At 70.5% G+C, this 26,990-nt stretch carries 21 protein-coding genes and 1 pseudogene; 9 read left to right on the forward strand and 13 right to left on the reverse strand.

Features of this window, described 5'->3' with window-relative positions:
* Positions 1-9: 9 nt before the first annotated feature.
* The gene (locus I8N67_RS14735) at positions 10-819 is read right to left on the reverse strand and encodes a site-2 protease family protein (RefSeq protein ID WP_200303533.1); all 810 of its coding nucleotides are present in this window, start codon (positions 817-819) and stop codon (positions 10-12) included.
* A 144-nt stretch (positions 820-963) separates the two neighbouring features.
* A complete protein-coding gene (locus I8N67_RS14740; protein WP_234045713.1) occupies positions 964-2,385 on the reverse strand; it encodes a recombinase family protein in 1,422 nt (473 codons plus the stop codon).
* A 101-nt stretch (positions 2,386-2,486) separates the two neighbouring features.
* Between I8N67_RS14740 and I8N67_RS14745 the strand changes: the two are divergent.
* Positions 2,487-5,776: pseudogene (locus tag I8N67_RS14745) on the forward strand (AfsR/SARP family transcriptional regulator).
* A 28-nt stretch (positions 5,777-5,804) separates the two neighbouring features.
* On the opposite strand, the gene I8N67_RS14750 reads toward I8N67_RS14745, so the two are convergent.
* The 3 genes from I8N67_RS14750 to panB form a co-directional block, all read right to left on the reverse strand.
* Positions 5,805-6,623 carry an ABC transporter permease gene (locus I8N67_RS14750; protein WP_200303534.1) on the reverse strand — a complete coding sequence of 273 codons (819 nt, stop codon included), beginning with the start codon at positions 6,621-6,623 and terminating at the stop codon, positions 5,805-5,807.
* Positions 6,620-7,645: an ATP-binding cassette domain-containing protein gene (locus I8N67_RS14755; protein WP_234045714.1), complete on the reverse strand. Its 1,026-nt coding sequence runs from the start codon at positions 7,643-7,645 to the stop codon at positions 6,620-6,622. The genes I8N67_RS14750 and I8N67_RS14755 overlap by 4 nt, the downstream gene beginning before the upstream one ends.
* Positions 7,646-7,995: 350 nt before the next feature.
* A complete protein-coding gene (gene panB / locus I8N67_RS14760; RefSeq protein ID WP_200303536.1) occupies positions 7,996-8,862 on the reverse strand; it encodes a 3-methyl-2-oxobutanoate hydroxymethyltransferase in 867 nt (288 codons plus the stop codon).
* 190 nt (positions 8,863-9,052) lie between these two features.
* On the opposite strand from panB, the gene I8N67_RS14765 reads away from it, so the two are divergent.
* From I8N67_RS14765 to I8N67_RS14780, 4 genes are all read left to right on the forward strand, one after another.
* Positions 9,053-10,630, forward strand: coding sequence for an MFS transporter (locus I8N67_RS14765; RefSeq protein ID WP_200303537.1), 1,578 nt, complete (start codon positions 9,053-9,055; stop codon positions 10,628-10,630).
* Positions 10,631-10,717: 87 nt separating this feature from the next.
* Positions 10,718-11,353 carry a TetR/AcrR family transcriptional regulator gene (locus I8N67_RS14770; protein WP_200303538.1) on the forward strand — a complete coding sequence of 212 codons (636 nt, stop codon included), beginning with the start codon at positions 10,718-10,720 and terminating at the stop codon, positions 11,351-11,353.
* 188 nt (positions 11,354-11,541) lie between these two features.
* A complete protein-coding gene (locus I8N67_RS14775) occupies positions 11,542-12,588 on the forward strand; it encodes an endonuclease/exonuclease/phosphatase family protein (protein WP_200303539.1) in 1,047 nt (348 codons plus the stop codon).
* Between the two features lie 70 nt (positions 12,589-12,658).
* Positions 12,659-12,841 carry a hypothetical protein gene (locus tag I8N67_RS14780; protein WP_200303611.1) on the forward strand — a complete coding sequence of 61 codons (183 nt, stop codon included), beginning with the start codon at positions 12,659-12,661 and terminating at the stop codon, positions 12,839-12,841.
* 32 nt (positions 12,842-12,873) lie between these two features.
* Here the strand turns inward: I8N67_RS14780 and I8N67_RS14785 are convergent, their stop codons facing one another.
* From I8N67_RS14785 to I8N67_RS14795, 3 genes are all read right to left on the reverse strand, one after another.
* Entirely contained in the window at positions 12,874-14,628 is a 1,755-nt protein-coding gene (locus I8N67_RS14785) for an NAD+ synthase (RefSeq protein WP_200303540.1), read from the reverse strand.
* Between the two features lie 180 nt (positions 14,629-14,808).
* Positions 14,809-15,432: a DUF305 domain-containing protein gene (locus I8N67_RS14790; RefSeq protein ID WP_200303541.1), complete on the reverse strand. Its 624-nt coding sequence runs from the start codon at positions 15,430-15,432 to the stop codon at positions 14,809-14,811.
* A 26-nt stretch (positions 15,433-15,458) separates the two neighbouring features.
* Positions 15,459-16,121: a thioredoxin-like domain-containing protein gene (locus I8N67_RS14795; protein WP_200303542.1), complete on the reverse strand. Its 663-nt coding sequence runs from the start codon at positions 16,119-16,121 to the stop codon at positions 15,459-15,461.
* Between the two features lie 173 nt (positions 16,122-16,294).
* On the opposite strand from I8N67_RS14795, the gene I8N67_RS14800 reads away from it, so the two are divergent.
* Positions 16,295-16,465: a hypothetical protein gene (locus tag I8N67_RS14800; protein WP_200303543.1), complete on the forward strand. Its 171-nt coding sequence runs from the start codon at positions 16,295-16,297 to the stop codon at positions 16,463-16,465.
* Positions 16,466-16,492: 27 nt separating this feature from the next.
* On the forward strand, positions 16,493-17,854 hold the full coding sequence (gene glnA2 / locus I8N67_RS14805; RefSeq protein ID WP_200303544.1) for a gamma-glutamylpolyamine synthetase GlnA2: 1,362 nt from the start codon (positions 16,493-16,495) through the stop codon (positions 17,852-17,854).
* A gap of 629 nt (positions 17,855-18,483) precedes the next feature.
* On the opposite strand, the gene I8N67_RS14810 is transcribed toward glnA2, so the two are convergent.
* Both I8N67_RS14810 and I8N67_RS14815 read right to left on the reverse strand, forming a co-directional pair.
* Positions 18,484-18,930: a VOC family protein gene (locus I8N67_RS14810; RefSeq protein ID WP_200303545.1), complete on the reverse strand. Its 447-nt coding sequence runs from the start codon at positions 18,928-18,930 to the stop codon at positions 18,484-18,486.
* Positions 18,931-19,002: 72 nt separating this feature from the next.
* On the reverse strand, positions 19,003-19,518 hold the full coding sequence (locus I8N67_RS14815; protein WP_200303546.1) for a pyridoxamine 5'-phosphate oxidase family protein: 516 nt from the start codon (positions 19,516-19,518) through the stop codon (positions 19,003-19,005).
* A 333-nt stretch (positions 19,519-19,851) separates the two neighbouring features.
* Between I8N67_RS14815 and I8N67_RS14820 the strand changes: the two genes are divergently transcribed.
* Positions 19,852-22,899 (forward strand): bifunctional [glutamine synthetase] adenylyltransferase/[glutamine synthetase]-adenylyl-L-tyrosine phosphorylase, encoded by a 3,048-nt coding sequence (locus tag I8N67_RS14820; protein ID WP_200303547.1) that lies wholly within the window; start codon positions 19,852-19,854, stop codon positions 22,897-22,899.
* Here the strand turns inward: I8N67_RS14820 and I8N67_RS14825 are convergent.
* Positions 22,850-23,917, reverse strand: a complete 1,068-nt coding sequence (locus I8N67_RS14825; protein ID WP_200303548.1) for a DMT family transporter — start codon at positions 23,915-23,917, stop codon at positions 22,850-22,852. The two genes, I8N67_RS14820 and I8N67_RS14825, sit on opposite strands and share 50 nt — an antisense overlap.
* Before the next feature lie 72 nt (positions 23,918-23,989).
* On the opposite strand from I8N67_RS14825, the gene I8N67_RS14830 reads away from it, so the two are divergent.
* On the forward strand, positions 23,990-24,907 hold the full coding sequence (locus I8N67_RS14830) for a LysR family transcriptional regulator (protein WP_234045716.1): 918 nt from the start codon (positions 23,990-23,992) through the stop codon (positions 24,905-24,907).
* Here the strand turns inward: I8N67_RS14830 and I8N67_RS14835 are convergent.
* Positions 24,897-25,763, reverse strand: a complete 867-nt coding sequence (locus tag I8N67_RS14835) for a phosphatase PAP2 family protein (protein WP_200303549.1) — start codon at positions 25,761-25,763, stop codon at positions 24,897-24,899. The genes I8N67_RS14830 and I8N67_RS14835 overlap by 11 nt on opposite strands.
* 132 nt (positions 25,764-25,895) lie before the next feature.
* Positions 25,896-26,930 (reverse strand): LacI family DNA-binding transcriptional regulator, encoded by a 1,035-nt coding sequence (locus I8N67_RS14840; RefSeq protein ID WP_307835245.1) that lies wholly within the window; start codon positions 26,928-26,930, stop codon positions 25,896-25,898.
* Positions 26,931-26,990 lie beyond the last annotated feature (60 nt).

Genomic DNA, 26,990 nt, shown 5'->3' on the forward strand with positions numbered 1-26,990 from the left:
CAGTCCTCCTCAGCCGCTGAGCCCCATCGCCGTCAGACACACATCGCTGTCCTCGCGCCAGAAGCGGTACAGCCAGTAGCCGCAGTCGGAGAGCGGGTCGCGGACGCCGAGGCCGCGCATGAGGGCGTCGATGGCGTCGAAGAACACGGCGTTGACGTCCGGGATCCACAGCACCGCGAAGACGAGCAGCAGACCGAACGGCGCGAGCGGCTCCACCTGGCGGCGGATCTTGTACGACAGCCAGGGCTCGATGACGCCGTAGCCGTCCAGGCCGGGCACCGGCAGGAAGTTCAGGAGCGCGGCCGTGACCTGGAGCATCGCCAGGAAGGCGAGGGCGAACAGGAAGGTCGCCGGCACCCCGTCCGTCACGCCCAGCCAGAACGGCGCGGTGCAGACCGCCGCGAACAGCACGTTCGTCAGCGGGCCCGCCGCCGAGATCAGGCTGTGCTTCCAGCGGCCCTGGATACGGCCACGCTCGATGAAGACCGCGCCACCGGGCAGACCGATACCGCCCATGATCACGAAGACGACGGGCAGCACGATGCTGAGCAGGGCGTGGGTATAGGCGAGAGGATTGAGGCTCAGGTAGCCCTTCGAGCCAACGGTGATGTCGCCCCCGTGCAACGCGGTGCGGGCGTGTGCGTACTCGTGCAGACAGAGAGAGACCACCCAGGCCGAGGTGACAAAGAGAAAGACGGCAAGCCCCGGAGCCGATGCGAAGCCCGTCCACACCGCCCACCCGGTGACCGCTGTGACGGCGGCGATCCCGAGAAAGACCGGGCTGATCCGCTGGTCGCTGGTGCGAGAGGTGATGGTCATGGACAGGACTCCTGGTGCGTGGCAGTCGACATGGGTGAGGAACTTCGACCGTGATGGTGAACATGGGGACAACGTCTCGCGAGGCAGTCAGTCTCCCGAGTTGATTCTCGACCGGAGCACGTGCCCCCTGCCGCGGGGCCCCGGCTACACCAGGAACTTGGCAAGCCGCTTCTGGAAGTCTTCGGGGATCTCCGGAACATGGCCGCCGCGTTCTCGTGGGTGACATCTGACCGTGATGCCGCCGTGGATCAGGTCCTCGCCGATCTCTGCGATCCCCATGGTGCGCCACCGCTCGGCGAAGGTTGCACCAAGTGGCACGAACTGCCAGTGATCCTCATCGACTTCGTAGGGCGGGTGACTCGACTCACTCCTGCTCCTGGCTCGCGGGACGTATTCGCGGCGGGCGACAGGTGCGTCTCCGATCGCCTGGACCAGCATGGCCAGGATCGGGGTGACGACGTCTTCGTCGGGTGAAAACGCGTAGCCGGGGCATGCTGGGGAGCCGACACGCGAAAGGCAGCGGATCTTTGCGGTGACCCGGTATGTACCGTCCGCGCGCCGCTTCCTGGTTGTGTGCAGCTGAAGGTTCTTGCCGCACCCGCCACACTTGATCACGTTGAGGAGCGGGGTCCTGGGTGTCGAGGAACGTCGGCCGGCCGGGGAGGCGGAATCGGCCAGGACGTTCTGAAGGTGGTCGAAGGTCTCTTGGTCCAGCACTCCTTCGGCTACACGGACGGGACGGCCCTCCTCATCGTGAACCAGGACGCGCTTCTTGTACTTCTTGCCGGGAACATCTTCGCTGCGTGTCTTCCAGCCGAGCAGGGTGGGCGAGGTGAGGATTCCCTTCAGTGTGCGGGGATACCAGGCGAAGTCCTTGCCTGACTTGTTGCGCTGATACGTGTCCGCAGGCGCAGGTACCCCCCGCTCCTCGAAGTCCCGGCAGACGGCGTTGACCGGTTCGCCCTCGATGACGCGTCGAGAGGCTTCCCGGACGACATCCGCTGTCTCCGGATTGACCTCCAAGTAGCGGGCGCCGTCTCTCGCGTATGTGCGGTAGCCGAACGGTGGTGAACTGCCGCCCCACCGTGTGGAGATGAGCAGGTGCGCACGCGCTGAGGCGACCCGCTCGGCCGCAGCGTGGGCCTCCATCTGGGCGAATGTGGCGATCATGGTGGCTGCCGCCTTGCCCGTCGGACTCGTGAGGTCGAACGGTTCGGTGGCGGATACGAGCCCCTTGCCTCCATGAGTCTCTGCCCACTCGATCATCTGGTGCAAGTCACCGACTCGGCGAACGAACCGATCGAGTCGCCAGAAGACGATGACGTCGAATTCAGGGGCGCGTTCGTCGAGCCAGAGGGAGAGTTCCGGACGCTCCCACGGCGGCACAGCGGTGGCGGAGACAGAGAGATCTCTGGCGACACCGACGACCTCCCAGCCGCGCAGCTCACAGAAGGACCTGCATTCTTCGATCTGCCGCTCAGGGCTGGTCGTCGATTCGGTCCGGACAGTCAGCCGGATGGTGATGAGTGCCCTCGGGGATCTTCTCATGGCATCGAAGGCTAGCATATTTGTATCTAAGCCACTGAGAGTTTCATTGGTTAGCCCTCTGGTTCCTGGTGCCGCAAGGGGAAGTCCTTTAGGACCACCAGGCGAGCGAGAATGGCCCCGTGCGCTACCGCATCCTCGGCACCACACAGGCCCTGCACGCCGACGGCACCCCCGTCCCGCTCGGCGGCGCCCGCCTGCGCGCCCTGCTGACCGTGCTCGCGCTGCGGCCGGGGCGTACGGTGCCCGCGGCCGCGCTGGTCGACGAGGTCTGGGCAGGCGACCCACCCGCCGACGCGCCCGGCGCGCTCCAGGCGCTCGTTGGGTGGCTGCGCCGGACGCTCGGCCCGGACGCGGTGGAGTCGGTGAACGGCGGCTACCGGCTCGCGGCCGTCCGGGACGACATCGACCTGCACCACTTCGAACGCCTCGCGGACGAGGGCACCCGGGCCCTCGCCGACGGTGAGCCGGCCCGGGCCGCCGACGTCCTCGACGCCGCCCTCGCCCTCTGATACGGCCCGCCCCTCGCGGACCTCCCCGACCGCACCGCCGAGGCCGCCCGCTGGGAGACCCGCCGCCTCGACGCCCACCGCACCCGCCTGACGGCCGCCCTCACCCTCGGCCAAGCCGATTCCGCCCTCCCCACCCTCACCGCCCTCTGCGAAACCCACCCCCTCGACGAACCCCTCCAGGCCCTCCGCCTACGAGCCTTACGCACCCCCCACAAACCCGCAGCCGACCATGAGCCCCGGCGGGGGCCCGGGGGCGCAGCCCCCTGGGATGGGACGGGTAGGGGCGGCGGGGGCGAAAATCCCGATCCGCACCCGAACCCGCACCAGCAACCAGACCTCCACCCAACCCGCCCCCTGGGCAACCTCCGCACGCGCCTGACCTCCTTCGTAGGCCGCGACACAGACATCACCACCCTCCGCCACGACCTCACGACCACCCGCCTGGTCACCCTCCTGGGCCCAGGCGGCGCAGGCAAAACCCGCCTCTCCCAAGAGGTCGGCGAGGCAGTCGCCACCGCCATGCCGGACGGCGTCTGGCTGGCCGAACTCGCCCCTGTGGACGACCCCGAGAACGTCCCCGAGGCCGTCCTCACCGCCCTGGGCGCCCGCGAGACAGTCCTACGCGGCGCCGGCGCCGAAGAGATGCGCGTCGCGGCCGACCGCCACGACGACCCCCTGGCCCGCCTCGCCGAACACTGCGCCAGACGCCGCATGCTCCTGATCCTCGACAACTGCGAACACGTCGTGGACGCCGCCGCCCACCTCGTCGAACACCTCCTCCAACGCTGCCCGGCGCTGACCGTCCTGGCCACGAGCCGCGAACCCCTCGGCGTACCGGGGGAGTCGCTGTGCCCGGTGGAACCCCTCACCGAACCCCACGCCCTGCGCCTGCTCGCCGACCGAGGCGCGGCCGCCCGCCCGGGCTTCACCATCGCCGCCGACCCCGAGGCCGCCGCCGAGATCTGCCGCCGCCTCGACGGACTTCCGCTCGCGATCGAGTTGGCGGCCGCCCGGCTACGGATGCTGACGCCCCGCCAGATAGCCGACCGGCTCGACAACCGCTTCCGCCTGCTCACCTCCGGCAGCCGCACCGTCCTGCCCCGCCAGCAGACGCTGCGCGCCGTGGTCGACTGGTCCTGGGAGCTGCTCGACGAGGACGAACGCTACGTCCTGCGCCGGCTGTCGGTCTTCGCCGGCGGCTGCGACCTGGCCGCCGCCGAGGCCGTCTGCGGCCCCGCCGCGCTGGAAGCCCTCGGCTCACTCGTGGACAAGTCCCTGGTGGTGGCCGCCCCCGCGGCAGGCACCGAGATGCGCTACCGCCTCCTGGAGACGGTCGTCGAGTACGCCGGCGAACGGCTCGACGAGACGGGCACCCGCCCCGCCGCCGAACGCGCGCACCTCACGTACTACCGCGAACTCGCCCGCACCACCGACCCGTTACTGCGCGGCGCCGCCCAGCGCGCGGCGATCGAGCTGTTCGAGCTGGAGTACGAGAACATCCGTACCGCCCTCCGGCACGCCGTCGCCGAGCGGGACGAGCAGGAGGCGCTCTGTCTGACGCTGTCGCTGGCCTGGTACTGGCAGATGCGGGGCCTGAAGACAGAGGCCCGGCACTGGTCCACCCAGGTCAAGGAGCTCGGCCCGAACCCCTTCGCCCCGCCCGCGCGCCCCGTCCCGGACCTGCGGGAGAACCCCGTCGCCGGCTCGCCGCCGATGCGTCCCGTCCTCCTCGCCGAGGCCCGGCGCGGGGTGCATCTCATCCATCTGGCCTGCATGGACGTCGAGTTGTCGCTCTGGGAGACCCCGGAGGCCAGGGAGAGGCTCCAGGTCATGAGCCGGACCTACCGCCCCGGCCAGCCGCAGACCTGCCGCTTCCCCGGCTTCATGTGGTTCTACGCCGTACTGCTCTGCGGTGACATGGACCGGGTGCGCGAGGTCGTCGACGCGAACGTCACCACCGCCCGCGCCCTCGGCATGACCTGGGAGCTGGCGCAGGCCCTGCAACTGCGGGCCAACATCCTCGCCAACCGCAGCGACTGGGCGGGCGACGCCACTCGCGACGCCGATGAGTCACTGGAGCTCTTCGACCGCCTCGGCGACGCCTGTGGCGCCGCCGAGGCACTCTCGGCGCGCGGTGAGGCACTGGAGCGGCAGGGCGAGTTCGAGCGGGCCGCGGCCACCTTCGAGCAGGCCATCGAGTACGCCGAACGGCTGGGCGCCCACGCCCAGTTGGGCATCCTCAGCGTCCGTCTGGGCAGCGTGCTCATGGAGGGCGGCGACGCCGAGCGGGGCGAGAAGATGCTGGTCGACGTGTTGGCGGACGGCCGCCGTGCCGTCCACGAGGCCATGCCCGCGGCCCGCCTCTTCCTCGCGATCCGCCTCGGCCGCACAGGCCGCGCCGACGAGGCCCGGGAACAGATCAGGCTGCTCCGCGAGGACTTCCAGGCCGCCAGCTTCGTACTTTTCGCCGGGTTCGTCCTCGGCATCGAGAGCTGGCTGGAGACGGTGGCCGGGCGGCACGAGTCGGCGCTGGAGCTGATGTGCGGGCGATGGAACGGACGATGGACCCGCTGGCCCTCGCGGTCACGCCCCACATGCCCACCGTCCATCTCGTCACCGCGGCCCTCGCCACGGCGGCCGTCGACGACGGCGCCCGCGCCGAGGACGCCGCCCGCCTCCTCGGCGCCGCCGACGCACTGCTGCCGCCCGGCCACTTCTCCAGCCCGATGGAGGTCGAGAGCCGCGCCCAGGCCGAGGCCGCGACCCGGGCCGCACTGGACGACGCGGCGTACGAGACGGCGTACGCCGAGGGCGGCGCCCTCACCCTGGCGGAGGCCGCCGCCCTCACCCTGGCGGAGGCCGCCGCCCTCACCCTGGCGGAGGCCGCCGCCCTGATCTGACCGTCAGCTCCTCAGCTCTTCGTCCTTGTCAGCTCTTCGTCTTGAACTTGTGGATCGCGATCGGCGCCATCACCGCTGTCAGTCCCACCGACCAGCCGAGCGTGACGAGCAGGTCGTGGGCGATGGGTCCGCCCGTCATCAGCCCGCGCGCGGCGTCGGCGAGGGCCGACAGGGGGTTGTAGTCGGTGAAGGCCTGGAGCCAGCCGGGCATGGACTGCGTCGGTGCGAAGATCGACGAACCGAACTGCAGCGGGAACAGCACCAGGAAGCCCATCGCCTGCACCGACTGCGCGTTCTTCATCGTCACGCCCAGCACCAGGAAGATCCACATCAGGGACGAGCCGAAGACAACGGCCAGGCCCACCGCGCCGAGCAGCCCCGGCCAGCTGGTGATGTCGAAGCCGATGAGGACACCGACCGTCAGCAGGATCGTCGTGGCCACCAGCATCCGCAGCAGCTCGACGGAGATCTTCGCCAGCAGCACCGAGGACCGGCCGATGGGCAGGGACCGGAAGCGGTCCATGACGCCCTTCTGGAAGTCCTCGTTGAAGCCCGTGCCGACACCCATGGCGATGTTCATGCCCATCATCGCCATCAGCCCCGGCACCACGTACTGCACGTACTGCTCCTGCCCGCCGCCCAGCGCCTGCCCGATCGAGCCGCCGAACACGAACACGAAGAGCAGGGTGAAGACGATCGGCATGAGGACGGCGTCGAACATCGACTCCGGGTCCTGCCGGATCCACAGCAGGTTGCGGCGGATCAGCGCGCCGGTGTGGCGGGCGTGGGCGCGCAGCCCGATACGGCCGTCGGCGTCGCCCTTGAGGGGAGCGGTCACGGTGGTCATACGGCGACCTCCTCGTAGGCGGGGGAGGGGGTGGCCTCCTGCGGCGCACTGGCCCGGTGGCCGGTGAGCGACAGGAACACCTCGTCCAGGCTGGGCAGTTCGGTGCTGATCGAGCCGATCGTGACGCCGCGCGCGGTGATCGCGCCGACGACCGCGGTGAGCTGCTCGTCGCTGAGGATCGGGACGAGGAGGGTGCCGGTCTCCGTGTCCACGGTGGTCGTGGCGAGCCCGGTGATGCCGAGGTCGTCGAGGTCCCTGGCCAGTGGCCGCAGGTGCACCGGATCGGTCGGCCGGACCCGGAGCGTACGCCCGCCGACCTGCGCCTTCAGTTCCTCGATACGGCCGCCCGCGATCACCTGTCCCCGGTCCATCACGGTCAGCTCGCCGGCCAGCTGCTCGGCCTCCTCCATGTACTGGGTGGTCAGCAGCACGGTCACCCCGTCGCCGACCATGCGCTTCACCTCGGTCCACACCTCGTTGCGGGTGCGCGGGTCCAGACCGGTCGTCGGCTCGTCCAGGTACAGCACGGCCGGGCTTCCGATCATCGAGGCGGCCAGGTCGAGGCGTCGCCGCATACCACCGGAGTACGTGGCCGCCGGGCGCCCGGCGGCCTCGGTCAGCGAGAACCGCTCCAGCAGAGCGGTCGCCCGGCTCTTCGCCTCCTTGCGGGGCAGGTCGAGCAGCCGGCCGATCATGTACAGGTTCTCGAAACCGGACAGCTTCTCGTCCACCGAGGCGTACTGCCCGGTCAGTCCGATCACCCGGCGCAGCTGCCGCGGCTGCCGTACGACGTCGTAGCCGGCCACCGTCGCGTGCCCCGAGTCCGGCGTGATCAGCGTGGACAGGACCCGCACGAGCGTCGTCTTCCCCGCCCCGTTCGGCCCGAGCACCCCCATCACCGTGCCCTCACGCACATCCAGATCGACACCGTCCAGCGCCCTGGTCTCCCCGTAATGCTTGACCAGCCCCCGTACGGTGACAGCGCCCTGCGCGCCGCTGGTTTCCTTGTCGATTCGTGTCATACGGATGACACTGCCAGCCCCCACCGACAGATCACCTACAGCCCACCGACGTCCCGCCGATGCCGTGCGGTAGGGCTCGGGGGACTTGGGCGCGTTTTCGGCCGCGGGCGTGGGCGTTGAAAAGCACGGGGCGCAGCCCTGCTTTTCAGGGGCGCGGGGAACTGCGCGAGAAGCCCCACCGGACCGGCAGCCGAAAAACGGGGGTAGAAGGGGCGCAGCCCCTGGGGATGGGACGGGTAGGGGCGGCGGGGGCGAAATCACCCCGGGCACCCAGGACGGCCGACGGCCCGCCGACGGGGGAAGATCGACGGGCCGCGGTGGCACCACAGTGGCTCAATGGCCGTCAGGCCCTAGTGGACGGAGTGCTCCTCCAGCGGAAACGTCCCGCCGACGACATCCTCCGCGAACGCCTTCGCCGCATCCCCCATGACCGCCCGCAGATCGGCGTACCGCTTCACGAACTTCGGCACCCGCCCCCCGGTCAGCCCCAGCATGTCCGTCCAGACGAGCACCTGCGCGTCCGTCTCCGCCCCCGCCCCGATCCCGACGGTCGGAATGTGCAGCACCCGAGTGACCTCCGTGGCCAGCTCCGCGGGAACAAGCTCCAGCACGACAGCGAACGCTCCCGCGTCCTGCACGGCCTTGGCATCGCGCAGCAGCTGCTGGGCCGCCTCCTCGCCCCGTCCCTGCACCCGGTAGCCCATGGAGTTGACGGACTGCGGGGTGAGCCCGATGTGGGCCATGACCGGGATGCCGGACTCGACCAGCAGCTCGATCTGGCGGTGCGACCGCTCCCCGCCCTCCAGCTTCACGGCCCCGACCCCGGCCTCCTTGACCAGCCGGGTCGCCGAGCGCAGCGCCTGCACCGGACCCTCCTGGTAGGAGCCGAAGGGGAGGTCGCCGACGATCAGGGCGCGCGAGGTGCCCCGTACGACCGCGGCGGACAGCATGGTCATCTCGTCGAGGGTGACGGGTACGGTCGACTCGTAACCCAGGTGGCAGTTGCCCGCCGAGTCGCCGACGAGCATGACCGGGATGCCGGCCTCGTCGAAGACGGACGCGGTCATGGCGTCGTACGCCGTGAGCATGGGCCATTTCTCGCCGCGCTCCTTGGCGAGGGCGATGTCCCGGACGGTGATACGGCGTGTGCCCTTGCCCCCGTACAGCGCCTTGCTGCCGTCGGAGACCTTCGTCTGGGCAGCCGAAAGCTGCGTCATCGCTACAGCTCCTTCATGTCATCTCGAGGCACCCTGACGGTGTCCCCGGACCGCTTCCATGGTGGCACTTCCGCCCAGGGACGGCTAGGGCAGGTCGATGTGACCGTTCCGGCACGCGGTGTGTAAGAGCCGGGTAAAAGATTTACGATACGAGACGGTCCCGTATCGAAATCGGGCTAGGGTCGACAGCATGACTACCGCAGCCCCTGACTCCCGCATACCGGCGGCCGTGCATCGGCGCCGCTGGGTGATTCTCGGTGTGCTGATGCTGAGCCTGCTGATCGTGGTGCTGGACAACTCGATCCTCAACGTCGCCATCAAGACGATCTCGACCCCGGCCCCGACCGGGCTCGGCGCCACCCAGAGCGAACTGGAGTGGGCGATCAACGCCTACACGCTCGTCTTCGCGGGGCTGCTGTTCAGCGCGGGCCTGCTCGGCGACCGGCTCGGGCGCAAGAAGGTGCTGCTCGGCGGGCTCGTCGTCTTCGGCATCGGCTCGGCGCTGGCCGCCATGTCGGGCTCACCGGCCGAACTGATCACCTTCCGCGCGGTGATGGGTTTCGGCGCCGCCTTCGTGATGCCCGCCACGCTCGCCGTCCTGATGAACGTCTTCGAACGCGACGAGCAGCCGAAGGCCATCGGCATCTGGGCGGGCGGCGTCGGCCTCGCCATCGCCATCGGCCCGATCACCGGCGGTGTCCTCCTCGACCACTTCTGGTGGGGCTCGGTCTTCCTGATCAACGTGCCGATCGTCCTGCTCGCGCTGGGCCTGATGATCTGGCTGGTCCCCGACTCCCGCGACCCGAACCCCGGCCGGATCGACCCCGTCGGCGTGCTGCTCTCCGTCGTCGGCCTCGTGCTGCTCGTCTACGGCATCATCCGGGGCGGCCAGCTCGCCGACTTCACCGACCTCACGGTCCTCGCGACCATCGCGGCCGGGCTCGCGGTCCTCACCGCCTTCGTCGTGTTCGAGAAGCGCAGCGACCACCCGTCCATAGACATCGGGTTCTTCAGGAACAAGGTCTTCTCGACCGCCGTCGGCGTCATCGGCCTGGTCTTCTTCGCGCTGATGGGCGTGACCTTCTTCTCCGTCTTCTACACCCAGACGGTACGCGGCTACTCACCGCTGCAGACCGGCCTGCTGATGCTGCCGCTGGCCGTCGCCCAGCTCGTCTTCGCGCCGCGCGCCCGCCTCGTCGTCGACCGCTTCGGCACCAACGCGGTGTGTACGGCGGGCATGGCGCTGATCGCCGGAATGCTGGCCGCGTTCGCCGTGCTCGACGCGGACACGCCGATCTGGGTCCTCGAAGTGATCTTCTTCCTCATGGGCGTGGGCATGGCGCACGTCATGACCCCGCTGAGCGTCGTCATCATGCAGGCCCTGCCCCGCGAGAAGGCCGGCTCCGCGTCCGCGCTCAGCAACACCTTCCGCCAGGTCGGCGGCGCCCTGGGCATCGCCGTACTCGGCTCGGTGCTGTCCACCGCGTACCGCGGCGACATCGAGGGGAAGCTGCCCGCCGGCGCCCCGCACGCCGCCGCCGAGTCCATCGAGGCCACCCTCGGCTTCGCCGCCCGCCTCGGCGAGCGGGGCGAGGCCCTCGTCGGCCCGGCCCACGACGCCTTCCTGCACGCCATGCATGTGACGGCCCTGTGCGGCGCCGGTGTCGCCCTGGTCGGTGCCGTGGCCCTGGCGCTGTTCCTGCCGGGGCGCCCGAAGACCGGTCAGGAGGGCAGGGAGGAGGCGGAGTTGGTGGCCGCGGACCACTGACAGGAGAATCGCGCGCGTACGACGACCAGGAGAGTCGCGGGTACATCGCGGATACATCGCGGGTGCCACGACGGAGACGGAGTCACCTTGAGCCTCGCCGAAAGTCACGCCGGACAGGGGCGGGTCCCGGACGGCATCCCCGTACGGGGCCGGCCCCGGAGCGAGGCCGTGGAGCGATCCATCGTCGAGGGCGTGATGCGACTCCTCGATGAGGGCGTGCCGCTCTCGGAGCTGTCCATCGAACGGGTGGCCCGTACCGCCGGCGTCGGCAAGGCGACCATCTACCGTCGCTGGAGCGGCAAGGAGGACCTCTTCCTCGACGTTCTGCGCGCCGCGGAACCCCCCGAGCCGGCTCTGCCGGGCACCTCGATGCGTGACGACCTCGTCATCCTCCTGGAGGCGGCCCGCCAACGCGGGCTGCTCAACCGGCAGTCGGCGATCCTGCACAACGTCTTCGCCCAGATGAAGAGCAGCCCCCGGATCTGGGAGGCCTACCACGCGAACGTCGTCGCCCCGCGCCGCCGGACCCTCACCGACGTCCTGCGCCGGGGGCGCGACAACGGCGAACTCCGCGCCGACGTGGACATCGACCTCGCCGGCGATCTGCTCTTCGGCCCCATGCTCGTCCGCACCGTCATGCACCCCGACGCCTCGCTTCCGGAGGATCTCGCGCAGAGCATCGTCGACACGGTGCTCGAAGGGCTTCATCCCGCTGCGAAGTGAGTCACAGTTCTTATGTACCCGTTTCGTTACAGAGCGAGCGACCCGTCCCCGGGTTCGGAACTCCGAACAGCGGGTTGTTCGTCCTCGTGCCCGCACGGCCGTCATGGGACGGCATGATCGACGGCGATCATCCCCTAGGGTCTTTAGGCGCGGGGGACGAAGTGCACGGCAGGTTGTGAGGCGACGGTATGGCGCAGGCGTACATGACGGAGACGGGCGGCGGCACCGGCCAGGACCGCGAACAAACCCGGCTCCGGCGCCTGTTCGGCCGCTTGTTCGGCGGCTGGAGAGGGGACCGGCGGATCTGGCGACGCGGCATCGTCCTCGCGGTCCTCGCGACTCTCACCGCGCTGGCGATGGTGCTGCACGCTCAGGTCCCGAACGCGGTTGGCAACCTGGGCAGTCTCACCGAGACGTTCCTGCCGTGGCTGGGCGCCGCCGTCCCACCGCTGTTCGTCCTCGCGCTGATCCGCAGATCCGCCACCGCGCTGATCGCGCTCCTGGTGCCCACGATCGTCTGGCTGAACATCTTCGGCGGACTCCTCAGCAACAAGACCGGCACCGGCGGCGACTTCACCGTCGCCACCCACAACGTCAACGCGGACAACGCCGACGCCGCCGGCACGGCCCGCGAGATCGCCACTTCCGGCGCGGACGTCGTGGCCCTGGAGGAGCTGACCGAGACGGCGGTGCCGGTGTACGAGAAGGCGCTGGCGGCGACGTACAAGTACCACGAGGTCGTCGGCACCGTCGGCATGTGGAGCAAGTACCCGATGGCCGACACCAAGGCCGTCGACATCAAGCTGGGCTGGGAGCGCGCGATGCGCTCGACGGTGACGACGCCGGACGGGCCGGTCGCCGTGTACGTCGCCCATCTGCCCTCGGTGCGGGTGAAGCTGGAGGCCGGGTTCACCGCCCGGCAGCGCGACAAGAGCGCGAACGCGCTGGGCGAGGCCATCGCGGACGAGCCGATCGAGCGGGTCGCCCTCCTCGGCGACCTCAACGGCACGATGAACGACCGCGCCCTCCACGCCGTCACCGCGCAGATGCGTTCCACCCAGGGCGCGGCCGGCAGCGGCTTCGGCTTCAGCTGGCCCTCGTCGTTCCCGATGGCGCGCATCGACCAGATCATGGTCAGGGGCATGGAGCCAACGGCGTCCTGGACCCTGCCGCAGACGGGAAGCGACCACCTGCCGGTGGCGGCGCGGGTGACGATCGCCACGTCGGGGAGCTGACCGGGCTGGTGGGGCGCTTGCGGGCGCCGGGTGGACAGCTTCTGGGCGAGTTTGTTCCGTCGATGAACATTTGGAGGGCCTCATCTCGCACACCTCCGCCCCGACCCCCGACGGCTGGCTCGTGGTCGACGTATGGGAGTCCGAGGAAGCGTTCCGGGAGTTCGGCGAAACCATCCTGCCGATCCTGCGGGAACTCGGCGTCCCGGACGCGCGGCCGAGGATCCATCCGGTGTTCAGCATGGTCACCCGCTAGCCGTAGTCACGAGAAGACCCGCCGAGCCGCAGTCACCCCCGCTCGCGCCACCGATTCGTGATCGGCAGCCGCCGGTCCTTGCCGAAGCCCTTGGGGGAGATCTTCGTACCCGGCGGGTACTGGCGGCGCTTGTACTCGGCGGCGTCGACCAGCCGCAGCGTCCTGGTGACCAGCTCCCGGTCGAAGCCGGCGGCGGTGATCGCGTCGGCGCCCTGGTCGCGGTCGACGTACAGCTCCAGGATGGCGTCGAGGACCGGGTAGTCGGGGAGGGAGTCCGTGTCCACCTGGCCGGGACGCAGCTCCGCGCTCGGCGGCTTGGAGAGGGAGTTCTCGGGGATCGGCGGGGTCTGCCCCCGCTCCGCCGCCGCCCGGTTGCGCCACTCGGCCAGGCGGAACACGGACGTCTTGTACACGTCCTTGATGGGACCGTACGCACCCACAGAGTCGCCGTAGAGCGTCGAATACCCCACCGCCAGCTCGGACTTGTTGCCGGGGGCCAGCACGATATGGCCCTCCTGGTTGGAGATCGCCATCAACAGCGTGCCGCGCAGGCGCGACTGGAGGTTCTCCTCGGCGAGGCCCGTCAGCTCGGTCGACGCCAGGCAGGCGTCGAACATCGGGGCGATCGGGACCGTACGGAAGTCGAGGCCTGTCCGCCGCGCCAACTCCGCCGCGTCGTCCTTGGAGTGGTCCGACGAGTACTTCGACGGCATGGACACGCCGTACACGTTCCGCGCGCCCAGCGCGTCGCACGCGATCGCCGCGACGAGCGCCGAGTCGATACCGCCGGACAGCCCGATCAGTACGGACGTGAAGCCGTTCTTCGCCGCGTACGCCCGCAGGCCGACCACCAGCGCCGAGTACACCTCCTCGTCGTCGCCGAGGCGCTCCGCGTACCCGCCGGTCAGCTCCGGCTCGTACGCGGGCAGCGGCTCCTCGGAGATGACGAGCCGGTCGACGCGCAGACCGTCGTCGACGACCCCGGTCACCGGCTCGGCGGCCGCCGCCGGGAGGTCCAGGTCGAGGACGACGCACCCCTCCGCGAACTGCGGCGCACGCGCGACCACTTCGCCGTCCCGGTCCACGACGATCGAGTCGCCGTCGAAGACCAGCTCGTCCTGGCCGCCGATCATCGCCAGATAGGCCGTCGTGCAGCCGGCCTCCTGAGCGCGCTTGCGCACCAGTTCGAGCCGGGTGTCGTCCTTGTCGCGCTCGTACGGCGAGGCGTTGACGGAGAGCAGCAGCCCGGCGCCGGCGGACCGGGCCGCCGGGACGCGGCCACCGTCCTGCCAGAGGTCCTCGCAGATGGCGAGGGCGATGTCGACGCCGTGCAGCCGCACGACGGGCAGGGTGTCGCCGGGCACGAAGTACCGGAACTCGTCGAACACGCCGTAGTTCGGCAGGTGGTGCTTGGCGAAGGTGAGCGCCACCTCACCCCGGTGCAGCACCGCGCCCGCGTTCCGCGGCGCCCCCGCCGGCCGGCCGTACTTCGGCGCGGCGGAGCCGGACCGGTCGAGGTGGCCGACGACCACCGGCAGCTCCCCGAGGCCCTCCTCGGCGAGCCGCGCCGCGAGCGCGCCGAGCGCCGCGCGGGAGGCCTCCACGAAGGACGCGCGCAGCGCCAGATCCTCGACGGGATACCCGGTCAGCACCATCTCGGGGAACGCCACCAGATGCGCCCCCTGCTCGGCGGAGTGCCGGGTCCAGCGGACGACAGCCTCGGCGTTCCCGGCGAGATCGCCGACCGTCGAGTCGATCTGATTCAGGGCGAGACGAAGTTGAGGCACCCGCCCAGTGTAATCGTCAGAGCGACGCAATGGGTGTGGGGCGCCCATGTTCGAGGGCACCCCACAGCCCTGGCGTCGCTCGTCACGGAGTCAGGGGTGCTCCTCTTGTCCCTCACCCGTGACGGACGCGGACGGAGAGGGGGAGGCATCGGACTCGTCGGTCGTGGAGGTGCCACCGGACTAGGACCGCTGCACGGCCCCCCGCTCCTTGAGCATGTCCGTCATCAACGAGATCTCGGACTCCTGGGCGTTGACCATGCCCTGGGCGAGCTTCTTCTCCACGCCGACCGTGCACTTGGAGACGCAGCCCTCCGCCATGTGGATGCCGCCCTTGTGGTGGTCGGTCATCAGCTGGAGGTAGAAGACCTCGGCCTGCTTGCCGTTGAGCTTGCCGAGCTTCTCCATCTCGGCGTTCGTCGCCATGCCGGGCATCAGCGAGCCGTCCTCGCCGGAGGCCATGTCGCCCATGCCCATCCAGGCCATCGGCTTGGCCGACGACACCTTGGGCAGACCCCACAGGTCGAGCCAGCCGATCATCATGCCGCGCTGGTTGGCCTGCGTCTGCGCGATGTCGTACGCGAGCCGCCGGACCTCCTCGTCGTCCGTCCGGTCGCGCACGATGTACGACATCTCGACGGCCTGCTGGTGATGGACGGCCATGTCCCGGGCGAACCCCGCGTCCGCGGAGTCGGCGGCGGGGGCCTTCAGCCCGGACTGGTCGCCGTCGGCGACCGCGTACGTGATCGCCCCGGCCGCGACGAGCACCGTCGCGGCCCCGGAGGCGATCCAACCGATGTGCTTCATGCTTCCCACTGTGCCGGCCGCTGCCGCTAGGAGACGCCGTTGGTGCAGGCGGCACCCGGCTCGGGCGTCTGCTCGCCCTGGACGTACGTCTCGAGGAACTTGTCGACGTTCGGGTCGGTCGCGCTGGTCACCGTGCGCTGGTGGCTCCACGCGCTGAGCATGATCGGGTCCTTCTGGTCGTCGACCGGGCTCATCAGCGTGTACGGGGTCTTCTTGACCTTCGCCGCGAGCGCCTCGACGTCGGCGTCGGAGGCCTTGCTGTTGTACGTCACCCAGACGGCGCCGTGCTCCAGGGAGTGCACGGCGTTCTCGTTCTTGATCGCCTTGTCGTAGACGTCGCCGTTGCAGTTCTGCCAGACGGGGTTGTGGTCTCCGCCGACCGGGGGCTCCATCGGGTACTTCACGGTCTTGGTGACGTGGTTCTGGGTGAGCTTGGTGCTCCAGGTCTTCACGCCGTCCGACCCGGTCTCCCACTTGCCCGTGGACTTGGAGTCGCTCGCCGTGCTGCTGCTGTCGTCGCCGGACTGCGAGCGGACCAGGACCGTCCCGCCGACGACGAGGCCGGCGACTATCAGCACGCTGGCGCCGATCGTGAGGATCCGGTTCCTGCGCTCACGCGAGCGCTCGGCACGGCGCATCGCCTCGATGCGCGCCTTGCGCTCGGCGCTGCTGTTGGTCTTGGCGGCCATGGGGTGTGTCCTTAGTGGGGGATGGGTCGGATGGGACGGTCGGCTCAGCTGATCGTAAGTTGATCCGATCCCTCTCGTAAACGAGGGATCCCGCCCTCCCATGCTGTCCCGAGGACGCGCGGCCCGCCCACGGAATGACACGGGCGTTACGGATGTCGGCGCGAGCAGGCAAGATGGGCAGCGAAACGGTTGAACGGCGGAGCGAGCGGTACACCCGCCATACGCAGGGCGTTCAACTGGAGGTCGGTTTGCCGATCAAGGTGCGCAACGCGCACGAAATGGTGTTGTGGTGGGATGCTCAGGTGCCCGACCGCCTCCCGTGGTTCGGGAGCCAGGCGGCCTGACCAGCAAGGATTGGGTGGAAGCGGAAGATGGACAAGCAGCAGGAGTTCGTGCTCCGTACGTTGGAGGAGCGCGACATCCGTTTCGTACGCCTGTGGTTCACGGACGTGCTGGGCTTCCTCAAGTCCGTCGCCGTGGCCCCCGCCGAGCTGGAACAGGCGTTTGACGAGGGCATCGGCTTCGACGGCTCGGCCATCGAGGGCTTCGCGCGGGTGTACGAATCCGACATGATCGCCAAGCCGGACCCGTCGACCTTCCAGGTGCTGCCGTGGCGCGCGGAGGCCCCCGGCACGGCCAGGATGTTCTGCGACATCCTGATGCCCGACGGCTCCCCGTCCTTCGCGGACCCGAGGTATGTGCTGAAGCGGGCCCTGGCCAAGGCCTCCGACCTGGGCTTCACGTTCTACACCCACCCCGAGATCGAGTTCTTCCTCCTGAAGGACAAGCCGACCGACGGCTCGCGCCCGACCCCGGCCGACAACTCCGGCTACTTCGACCACACCCCGCACAACGTCGGCATGGACTTCCGCCGCCAGGCGATCACCATGCTGGAGTCGATGGGCATCTCGGTCGAGTTCTCCCACCACGAGGGCGCCCCCGGCCAGCAGGAGATCGACCTGCGCTACGCCGACGCCCTCTCCACGGCGGACAACATCATGACGTTCCGCCTGGTCATGAAGCAGGTGGCGCTGGAGCAGGGCGTCCAGGCGACGTTCATGCCGAAGCCGTTCTCGGAGCACCCCGGCAGCGGCATGCACACGCACCTCTCCCTCTTCGAGGGCGACCGGAACGCGTTCTACGAGTCGGGCGCGGAGTACCAGCTCTCCAAGGTCGGCCGCTCCTTCATCGCCGGCCTCCTGAAGCACGCGGCCGAGCTCGCCGCCGTCACCAACCAGTGGGTCAACTCCTACAAGCGCATCTGGGGCGGCTCCGAGCGCACCGCCGGCGCCGGCGGCGAGGCCCCCTCGTACATCTGCTGGGGCCACAACAACCGCTCCGCCCTCGTCCGCGTCCCCATGTACAAGCCCGGCAAGACGGGCTCGGCCCGCGTGGAGGTCCGCTCCATCGACTCCGGCGCGAACCCCTACCTCGCCTACGCCATGCTCCTCGCCGCCGGCCTCAAGGGCATCGAAGAGGGCTACGAGCTCCCCCCGGGCGCCGAGGACGACGTCTGGGCCCTCTCCGACGCCGAACGCCGCGCCATGGGCATCGAGCCCCTCCCCCAGAACCTGGGCGAGGCCCTCACCCTCATGGAACGCAGCGACCTGGTCGCGGAGACCCTGGGCGAACACGTCTTCGACTTCTTCCTGCGCAACAAGCGCCAGGAGTGGGAGGAGTACCGCAGCGAGGTCACCGCCTTCGAGCTGCGGAAGAACCTGCCGGTGCTGTAAGACCTGCCCTGGACGGCAGCCGCAGACGGTGAAGGGGAGCCACGAGCGGGGGCTCCCCTTTCCTGTGCCGGTGGGAACCGGCATGATGATCTCCATGAACGCACACCGACGAAAGGCCGATGCCGCGTAATCGGCCCGGCGTGCTGCGCGCCGGACAGCAGCCGCGACACCGCCCCTTTCGAGGGGACAACCCCGTCGCGGACAGGATCCATGGCCTCTCGGCCCGCACCAGCGTCGCCGTTCACCGCTACGAGGCGCTGGCGACCGACTACTACGTCTTCCCCGGAGTCACCGACCGCGCGCTGCGGAGATTCCGGGCCTTCCTCCGCCCGCCGGGGCGCCGACCTCGCTATCCGTTCCTGGACGACTGCTCGTGCCTCGGCTGCTCCTTCGTTGATGTGAGGCACGCCCGCGACATGCTCGGCACAGCCCTGCGGAACCTGCCTCCGCGGGCACGCGCCGAGCTGGGGCGCCTGGTCGCGGCGCTGGACGCCGAATACCTCGTACGAACCCTGCCCGATCCCTTCGCCGACACCCGCCGGGAGTGGCGCCCCCCCAGGTGTGGTGGTACCGCCGCCTCGAAGGCTGCCGTTACGCCGCGACCGGGGCCGTGTGACGTGCGCCCGCCCTCACCGCCCCTGAGCGGCCAGATCGGCCAGCACCTGGTGCAGCGGCTCAGTCACCCGCCGCCGGTACTCCTGGATGCTCCACCCGTTCCCGTCCGGGTCCTTGAAGTACATGAAGGTGGCGCCGTCGTCGGGGGCGTACTCGACGGGTTCGGAGACATCGAGGCCGCGTTCGAGGAGTTCGGCGTGGGCGGCCTTGATGTCGGCCACGCAGAGCTGGAGGCCCTGGTAGGAGCCGGGGGCCGGCTTCGGACCCTGGGCCATCTCCCAGATGCTGTCGCCGAGAGCGATCGAACAGCCGGAGCCCGGGGGCGTCAGCTGGACGATCCGCATGCCCGGCATGACCTCCTGGTCGATGTCGACGTGGAAACCGACCTTGTCCCGGTAGAAATCACGGGCCCGGTCGATGTCGCTGACGGGCAGCGGGATCACTTCAAGCGTGTACTGCATCCCTGGTTCTCCAAGTCACCGTTGGCGGGAGTGCGTGTGCATTGCCGTGCGCATCTGGCGTATGCCTTCGTGTCAGCCGAACCGCCATCGCGTCTGGCTGAACGGCTCCCCCTTACCGAAGCCGAAAACCGTGCCGGGCGCCACCGAGAAGACGAAAGCGCGCCCCGCGCCGTGATGGAAACACCCCTCCCGCACCTCGAAGCGCCAGAAACTGCCGTACTTCGCCTCCCACGCGGCGGCCAGCTCCCGCAGCCTCCCGTCGTCGGTCACACGTACGGCCTCGCCCTCCACCACCAGGTCATAGCCCTTGTCCCACGTGTTCGTGCCGGTCGTCAGCACGACGTGCGGGTTCGCCGCGAGGTTCTTCGCCTTCCGCTCCTCCGGGCCCGTGCAGAAATGCAGGGCCCCCTCCGACCACACCGCGGGCAACGGCGTCACATGCGGCCGCCCGTCCGGCCGCACCGTCGAGATCCAGAACAGCTCCGCCCCGGACAGCCACGCCTCGGCCTCCGGCCAGGGGGGCGCGGTGGCCGCGGGGTCGCTGTAACGGAGATCGAGCCGGGTCTGCGGGGTGCTGGTGTTCGACATGAGTTGTCTCTTTCTGCGGCCTGTCACCTGTGTCACCTGTCACTACAGGGCAGACTCCGCTGGGCCCGAGAATTCATCGGGCAGGCGCAGACCTCAAGAGGCCGGGGTGTGCCTGGCGCCACATCACGCCACGTCCCCCTCCCAAGCCCCCGAGTAGCCGTCGGCATGGTGAATGACGCCTGCCTCGGCGCCCCCGCCCGGCGCCGCGCACTCTGCCCCCCCCCGCCGACCGGCGCTTGCGCCAGGTACTCCGGTTACGCTCGTGCCCGTACGACCTTGATCGCGTGATCGGGGTGATCAGGTGATCGGGCTCGATCCGACAGGAGGCCGGGGATGACGGCGCCGGGGCGCAGGAGCAGTACCTTCTCGCGACTGCTGCGGCACGGTTTCACCGATCCTTCGGCCGCCGAGCGGCTGCTGGAGAGCGTGGAGCTGACGGACGTACGCAACGATCCGGTGCTGCTGGACGCGCTCGGGGCGACCGCCGATCCGGATCTGGCCCTCCTCGGCCTCGTACGGCTGCTCGAAGGGCAGCCGGACCGTACGGCACGGCGTGAGGTGCTGGACACGTTGATAGCGGCGAAGCCGCTGCGGGACCGGCTGCTGGGGGTGCTCGGGGCGTCCACCGCGCTCGGTGACCACCTCGCCCGGCACCCGCACGACTGGCAGGCGCTGGTGACCTACGAGCCGCGGGATCTGCACCCGGGGATCGAGGAGTTCGAGCGGGGGCTCGCGGAGGCCGACGACCCCGTCTCGCTCCGCGTCGCCTACCGCCGCTGCCTGCTCTCCATCGCCGCCCGCGACGTCTGCGGCACGACCGACGTCGCCCAGGCCGCCGCCGAGCTCGCCGACCTCGCCACCGCCACGCTCCGCGCCGCCCTCGCGATCGCCCGGACCGCCGCCCCCGAGGACGCGGCGGTGTGCCGGCTCGCGGTGATCGCGATGGGCAAGTGCGGAGGCCATGAGCTGAACTACGTCTCCGATGTCGATGTCATCTTCGTCGGGGAGAGCGCGAACGGGGCCGACGAGCAGAAGGCCGTCCGGGCCGCCACCCGCCTCGCCTCGCACATGATGCGGATCTGCTCCGAGACGACCGTCGAGGGCAGCATCTGGCCCGTCGACGCCAATCTGCGGCCGGAGGGGCGCAACGGCCCGCTCGTACGGACGCTGAGCAGCCATCTCGCGTACTACCAGCGGTGGGCGAAGACCTGGGAGTTCCAGGCACTGCTCAAGGCCCGGCCGGTCGCGGGGGACATCGAGCTGGGGGAGGCGTACGTCGCCGCCCTCGAACCCCTGGTCTGGAAGGCCGCCGAGCGGGACAACTTCGTCGCCGACGTGCAGCGGATGCGGCGGCGGGTCGTCGAGACCATTCCGGCCGCCGAGGTCGACCGCCAGCTCAAGCTGGGGCCGGGCGGACTGCGGGACGTCGAGTTCGCGGTGCAGCTGCTCCAGCTCGTGCACGGGCGCGCGGACACCTCGCTGCGCAGCGGGACCACCCTCGACGCGCTGGGCGCGCTGGCAGCCGGCGGATACGTGGGGCGTGCGGACGCCGCCCAGCTGGACGCCGCCTACCGCTTCCTGCGCTCCATGGAACACCGCATCCAGCTCTTCCGCCTGCGCCGCACCCACCTCGTCCCCGAGGGCGACAACGACCTGCGGCGCATCGGCCGTTCGCTCGGTCTGCGCACCGAGCCGGTCACCGAGCTGAACCGCGAATGGCGGCGCCACGCAGCCGTCGTACGACGGCTGCACGAGAAGCTCTTCTACCGCCCGCTCCTCGACGCCGTCGCCCAACTCGCCCCCGGCGAGACCAGGTTGCGCGCCGACGCGGCCCGCGAACGCCTCGTCGCACTCGGCTACGCCGACCCGGCCGCCGCCCTGCGCCACCTGGAGGCACTGGCCTCCGGCGTCTCCCGCAAGGCCGCCATCCAACGCACGCTCCTGCCCGTCCTGTTGGGCTGGTTCGCGGACTCCGCCGACCCGGACGCCGGGCTCCTGAACTTCCGCAAGGTCTCCGACGCGCTCGGCAGGACCCCTTGGTACCTACGGCTGTTGCGCGACGAGGGCGCCGCCGCCGAGAACCTGGCGCGCGTGCTCTCCGCCGGCCGCCTCACCCCCGACCTCCTCATGCGCGCCCCCGAGGCCGTCTCCCTGCTCGGCGACGGGGACGGTGTCGCCGGTGGCGCCGGCGGCCTCGAACCCCGCGAACGAGACCAGCTGGAGCAGGAGATACTGGCCGCCGTGGGCCGCGCCGCCGGCGCCGAACAGGCCGTCACCGCCGCGCGCGGTGTCCGCCGACGCGAACTCTTCCGTACGGCCGCCATGGACATCGTCGGCTCCTACGGCACCGAGGCGTCCCCGGTTTCCCCCATTCTCGGCTTCGCTCGAACGGGGGGACCCCCATCCGACCAGGGCGCCCTCGTCGACCTCGTGGGCGGCGCGGTGTCCGACCTCACCGCCGCGACCCTCGCGGGCACGCTGCGGGCCGTGGTCCGCGAGGGCTGGGGCGACACCCTCCCCACCCGCTTCGCCGTCATCGGCATGGGCCGCTTCGGCGGCCACGAACTGGGCTACGGCTCCGACGCCGACGTCCTGTTCGTACACGAGCCGCGGGAGGGCGCCGACGAGCAGGAGGCGGCCCGCGCCGCGAACACGGTCGTCTCCGAGATGCGGCGCCTGCTCCAGATCCCGAGCTCCGACCCACCCCTCCTCATCGACGCCGACCTGCGCCCCGAGGGCAAGTCCGGGCCGCTCGTACGGACCCTCAATTCGTACGAGGCGTACTACCGCCGGTGGTCGGTGACCTGGGAGTCGCATGCCCTGCTGCGCGCCGAACCGGTCGCGGGGGACCCGGAGTTGGGCCGCCGCTTCATCGAACTCATCGATCCGCTGCGCTATCCGGCGGACGGGCTCGGCGACGACGCGGTCCGCGAGATCCGGCGGCTCAAGGCCCGTATGGAGTCGGAACGCATGCCCCGCGGCGCCGACCCGACCCTCCACACCAAGCTCGGCCGGGGCGGGCTCTCGGACGTCGAATGGACCGTCCAGCTGCTCCAGCTCCACCACGGCCGGCGCGAACCGGGCCTGCGCACCACCCGCACCCGCGAGGCCCTGGCCGCGGCTCACGCGGCCGGCCTTGTGAGCGCCGAGAACGCGGCCGTCCTCGACGAGGCCTGGGTCCTGGCCACCCGGGTCCGCAACGCGGTGATGCTCGTACGCGGCCGGGCAGGCGACACGTTCCCCTCCGACGGCCGCGAACTCGCCGCCGTCGGGCGGTACTTGGGGTACGGCCCCGGACACGTCGGCGCCATGCTCGACGACTACCGGCGGACTACGCGGCGGGCTCGGGCGGTCGTGGAGGAGCTGTTCTACGGGGGGTGAGGGCTCCCACGCCGGCGCCCGCTCCGGCGCCCACCCCCGGCCCCGCGCCCACCCCCGGCCCCGCGCCCACCCCTGGCCCCGCGCTGGCCCCTGGCCCCGCGCTGACCCCCGGCCCCGGGCCGGCCCCCGTCCCCGCCCGGCGAGGCCGCGTCAGCGCCACGCCCGCCAACACCACGACCATGCCCGCGATCACCCGGAAACCGACCCGCTCGTCGAGGAACAGCGCGCCCAGGGCGATCGACACCACCGGCAGCAGATATCCCACCGTCGCCGCGCTAGTCGCCCCCTCGTCGGCGATCAGCCGGTAGTTGAGGTGGAAGGTCACCCCCGTACCGAAGATCCCCAGGACGGTCACCGCGACAAGGCCGGTCATGTCCACCCCGGCCCCACCGAAGCCGGACCCGAACCCGGACCCCCCGACCGGCAGCGCGAGCGCCGCCCACCCCGTCGCCGCGAGAAGCTGCGGCGCGGAGACGGCCATCGGGGCGTCGCGGCCGGTCAGATGCCGGCCCATGTACGCGAAGGCCACCGCGTAGCTGACGGCCGCGCCGAGCAGCGCGAGGGCGCCCCCGGTCATCAGCCCCGCCCGCTGCCAGGGCGCGAAGATCAGCAGGACCCCGGCGAAACCGAGCAGGAGGCCGGTGAGGCGGGCGCGGGAGAGGGGGCGGTCGGTGCCGAGGAGAAGGCCGAGGAGCAGGGACCACAGCGGCGTCGTGGCGTTGAGAACCCCCGCCGTCCCCGAGTCGACCGTCTGCTCGCCGATGCTGAAGTAAGTGAAGGGCAGGGCGTTGCAGAAGAACGCCGCCACCAGCAGATGCGCCCAGGTCCGCCGGTCGCGCGGCAGGCGCTGACGGACGGCGAGTGCCGTTGCCAGCAGCACCGCGGCGCCCAGCGCGCACCGCGTGACCGTGATCTGGAGCGGGGACAGACCGTGGTTGAGGGCGAGCTTGATCCAGAGGAAGCCGGAGCCCCAGAGAAGGGCGAGGAGGGCCATGCGGAGGGTGGACGCGAGAGGCATGGCCCCAACGGTCCGGGAGAAGAGCAGTAAGAACAAGCGAAAGATCCTGGACGCACCGTTAAGGTGAGCTACATGCTCGATGTGCGGCGGATGCAGGTGCTCAGGACCGTGGTGACCAGCGGATCGGTGACGGGGGCCGCCGCCACCCTCGGCTACACCCCCTCCGCGATCAGCCAGCAGATCGCGGCGCTGGAGAAGGAGGCCGGGACCGCGCTGCTGGAGCGCGTCGGGCGCGGGGTGCGGCCCACGGCGGCCGGGCTGCTGCTCACCGAGTACGCCGACACCATCGGCCGGCAGGTCGCGCAGGCGGAGGCCGCGCTCGCCGACCTGCGGGCGGGCCGGACCGGACGGCTCGCCGTGCGGTACTTCGCCACGGTCGGCGCGCCCCTGGTCGCCCCCGCCGTCGCCCTGCTGCGCGCCGCTCACCCCGGCGTCCGGATCGAGCTGAAGCTCAGCGACCCCGACGACCCGCTCCCGGACGTCAGGGAGGGACGGGCCGACCTCGCCCTCGTCGTACGGCCGCGCGGGGCCGCCCCCGACGGCGTACGGCTGCTGCATCTGCTCGACGACACCTACTTCGCCGTACTGCCCGCCGCGCACCCCCTCGCCGACCGGCCCGCTCTGCGGCTGGCCGACCTCGCCGACGAGCCATGGGTCGGCAGCGAGTCGCCCGGACCCTGTCTGGACGCGCAGCTGGAGGCGTGCGCCGAGGCCGGCTTCGGCCCCCGGTTCGTGGTGCGGAGCGAGGACTACGTCACCGCGCAGGGGTTCGTCGCCGCCGGACTGGGCGTCGGCCTCGTCCCCCGGCTGGGCCTGGGCAGCCGCCACCCGGACATCGTCGTGCGCCGTCTCACCGGCCCGGAACCCCAGCGCTCCATCCAAGCGGCCGTACGGGAGACCGCCCCACCGCAACCGGCCCTCGCGACCTTCGTCCAGGCGCTGCGGGACGCCGCCGGCAGCCCTGCGGAGCGCCCCGCCCCTACGCCTTGACCGGTTGCAGTTCCAGCTCCCCGGCGCCCCTGCCGCCCACCGACCGTGGCAGCGCGTACGGCAGTGCCCCGTACCAGAGCCGGGCCACGGCGAAGCCGAAGGCGAGGCAGAGCATGCCGCCCACCGCGTCCAGCCAGAAGTGGTTGGCGGTGGCGACGATGACGACCAGCGTCAGCGTGGGGTAGAGCAGGCCGAGCACCCGCACCCACGGCACCGACGCCAGCGCGAAGATCGTCAGGCCGCACCACAGGGACCAGCCGATGTGCATGGAGGGCATGGCCGCGTACTGGTTCGACATGTTCTTCAGGTCGCCGGAGGCCATGGAGCCCCAGGTCTGGTGGACGACGACCGTGTCGATGAAGTGCTCGCCGGTCATCAGCCGGGGCGGGGCCAGCGGATAGAAGTAGTAGCCGACCAGGGCGACGGCGGTTGTGGCGAAGAGCACCAGACGCGTCGCCGCGTAACGGCCCGGATGACTACGGTAGAGCCACGCAAGAACACTGAGCGTGACGATGAAGTGCAGCGTCGCGTAGTAGTAGTTCATGCCGACGATCAGCCATGTGACCGAGTTCACCGCGTGATTGACGCTCTCCTCGACCGCGATCCCGAGGTGGTGCTCCACCTTCCAGATCCAGTCGGCGTTGCTCAGCGCCTGCGTCTTCTGCTCCGGGACCGCGTTGCGGATCAGCGAGTACGTCCAGTAACTCACCGCGATCAGCAGGATCTCGAACCAGAGACGAGGGCGACGCGGAGCCCTCAGCCGGTACAGGAACCCCTGCTCCGACGCGTCCGTGACGGATCGCGGAGCGGCCTGCTCCCGGCCTTCCTCCAGTGTCGTCACGGTGGAATCACCCATGGGCACAGAGTCTGCCAGATAAGCCGTACCCGACCGATCATCCTCTGGTCGGGTTCAGCACGCACGTTCATCGGGGTACCGCACAGGGTCGTCTCCTACGCACGTATCGCATGGCCCCCCGTTTTCTACGCCTCAGGTACGACTCCGGTCCCCAGGAGCCGAAGCGGTCGAACCCCGCACCACCAGTTCCGGCATGAACACGAACTCACTGTGCGGCGCCGGTGTGCCACCGATCTCCTCCAGCAGCGTACGCACCGCCGCCTGCCCCATGGCCGGGACCGGCTTGCGGATCGTCGTCAGCGGGGGATCGGTGAAGGCGATCAGGGGGGAGTCGTCGAAGCCGACGACCGAGACGTCCTGCGGCACCCTCAGGCCCAGCTGCCGGGCCGCCCGGATCGCGCCCAGCGCCATCATGTCGCTCGCGCACACCACCGCCGTACACCCCCGCTCGATGAGCGCCGTGGCCGCCGCCTGGCCGCCCTCCAGCGTGTAGAGGGAGTGCTGCACGAGCTCGGACTCCACGTCCCCGGCGTCCAGGTCCAGCTGGTCCCGCATGGTACGGACGAAGCCCTCGATCTTGCGCTGCACGGGCACGAAGCGCTTGGGGCCCAGGGCCAGGCCTATCCTCGTGTGCCCCAGCGACACCAGGTGTGTCACCGCGAGGGACATCGCCGCCCGGTCGTCCGGCGAGATGAAGGGGGCCTGCACCTTCGACGAGAAACCGTCCACGAGGACGAACGGCACGCCCTGGGCCCGCAGTTGCTCGTAGCGCTGCATGTCGGCCGAGGTGTCGGCGTGCAGACCGGAGACGAAGATGATGCCGGCGACCCCGCGGTCGACGAGCATCTCCGTCAGCTCGTCCTCGGTGGATCCGCCGGGCGTCTGGGTGGCGAGCACCGGGGTGTAGCCCTGCCGGGTCAGCGCCTGGCCGATGACCTGGGCCAGGGCCGGGAATATCGGGTTCTCCAGCTCCGGCGTTATGAGGCCCACCAGACCCGCGCTGCGCTGCCGCAGCCGTACCGGCCGCTCGTAGCCCAGTACGTCGAGGGCGGCCAGAACGGACTGGCGAGTGGTGGCGGCGACGCCCGGCTTCCCGTTCAGGACGCGGCTGACAGTCGCCTCACTGACCCCCGCCTGGGCTGCGATGTCGGCAAGCCGTGTGGTCACAGCACTGGACTGTACCGGCCGGGTGTCCGCTTGCCCACCGGCCCGGCGCCGGGTGCGGGC

Origin of the sequence: Streptomyces adelaidensis, assembly GCF_016598475.1 — a bacterium.
GTDB lineage: Bacteria > Actinomycetota > Actinomycetes > Streptomycetales > Streptomycetaceae > Streptomyces > Streptomyces adelaidensis.

Bases quoted from the DNA above. Each gene is read 5' to 3' on its own strand.
- I8N67_RS14735 (WP_200303533.1), bottom strand. From the start codon at position 819: ATGACCATCACCTCTCGCACCAGCGACCAGCGGATCAGCCCGGTCTTT.
- I8N67_RS14740 (WP_234045713.1), bottom strand. From the start codon at position 2,385: ATGCTAGCCTTCGATGCCATGAGAAGATCCCCGAGGGCACTCATCACC.
- I8N67_RS14750 (WP_200303534.1), bottom strand. From the start codon at position 6,623: ATGACCACCGTGACCGCTCCCCTCAAGGGCGACGCCGACGGCCGTATC.
- I8N67_RS14755 (WP_234045714.1), bottom strand. From the start codon at position 7,645: ATGACACGAATCGACAAGGAAACCAGCGGCGCGCAGGGCGCTGTCACC.
- panB (WP_200303536.1), bottom strand. From the start codon at position 8,862: ATGACGCAGCTTTCGGCTGCCCAGACGAAGGTCTCCGACGGCAGCAAG.
- I8N67_RS14765 (WP_200303537.1), top strand. From the start codon at position 9,053: ATGACTACCGCAGCCCCTGACTCCCGCATACCGGCGGCCGTGCATCGG.
- I8N67_RS14775 (WP_200303539.1), top strand. From the start codon at position 11,542: ATGGCGCAGGCGTACATGACGGAGACGGGCGGCGGCACCGGCCAGGAC.
- I8N67_RS14790 (WP_200303541.1), bottom strand. From the start codon at position 15,432: ATGAAGCACATCGGTTGGATCGCCTCCGGGGCCGCGACGGTGCTCGTC.
- I8N67_RS14795 (WP_200303542.1), bottom strand. From the start codon at position 16,121: ATGGCCGCCAAGACCAACAGCAGCGCCGAGCGCAAGGCGCGCATCGAG.
- I8N67_RS14800 (WP_200303543.1), top strand. From the start codon at position 16,295: ATGGGCAGCGAAACGGTTGAACGGCGGAGCGAGCGGTACACCCGCCAT.
- glnA2 (WP_200303544.1), top strand. From the start codon at position 16,493: ATGGACAAGCAGCAGGAGTTCGTGCTCCGTACGTTGGAGGAGCGCGAC.
- I8N67_RS14810 (WP_200303545.1), bottom strand. From the start codon at position 18,930: ATGCAGTACACGCTTGAAGTGATCCCGCTGCCCGTCAGCGACATCGAC.
- I8N67_RS14815 (WP_200303546.1), bottom strand. From the start codon at position 19,518: ATGTCGAACACCAGCACCCCGCAGACCCGGCTCGATCTCCGTTACAGC.
- I8N67_RS14820 (WP_200303547.1), top strand. From the start codon at position 19,852: ATGACGGCGCCGGGGCGCAGGAGCAGTACCTTCTCGCGACTGCTGCGG.
- I8N67_RS14825 (WP_200303548.1), bottom strand. From the start codon at position 23,917: ATGCCTCTCGCGTCCACCCTCCGCATGGCCCTCCTCGCCCTTCTCTGG.
- I8N67_RS14830 (WP_234045716.1), top strand. From the start codon at position 23,990: ATGCTCGATGTGCGGCGGATGCAGGTGCTCAGGACCGTGGTGACCAGC.
- I8N67_RS14835 (WP_200303549.1), bottom strand. From the start codon at position 25,763: ATGGGTGATTCCACCGTGACGACACTGGAGGAAGGCCGGGAGCAGGCC.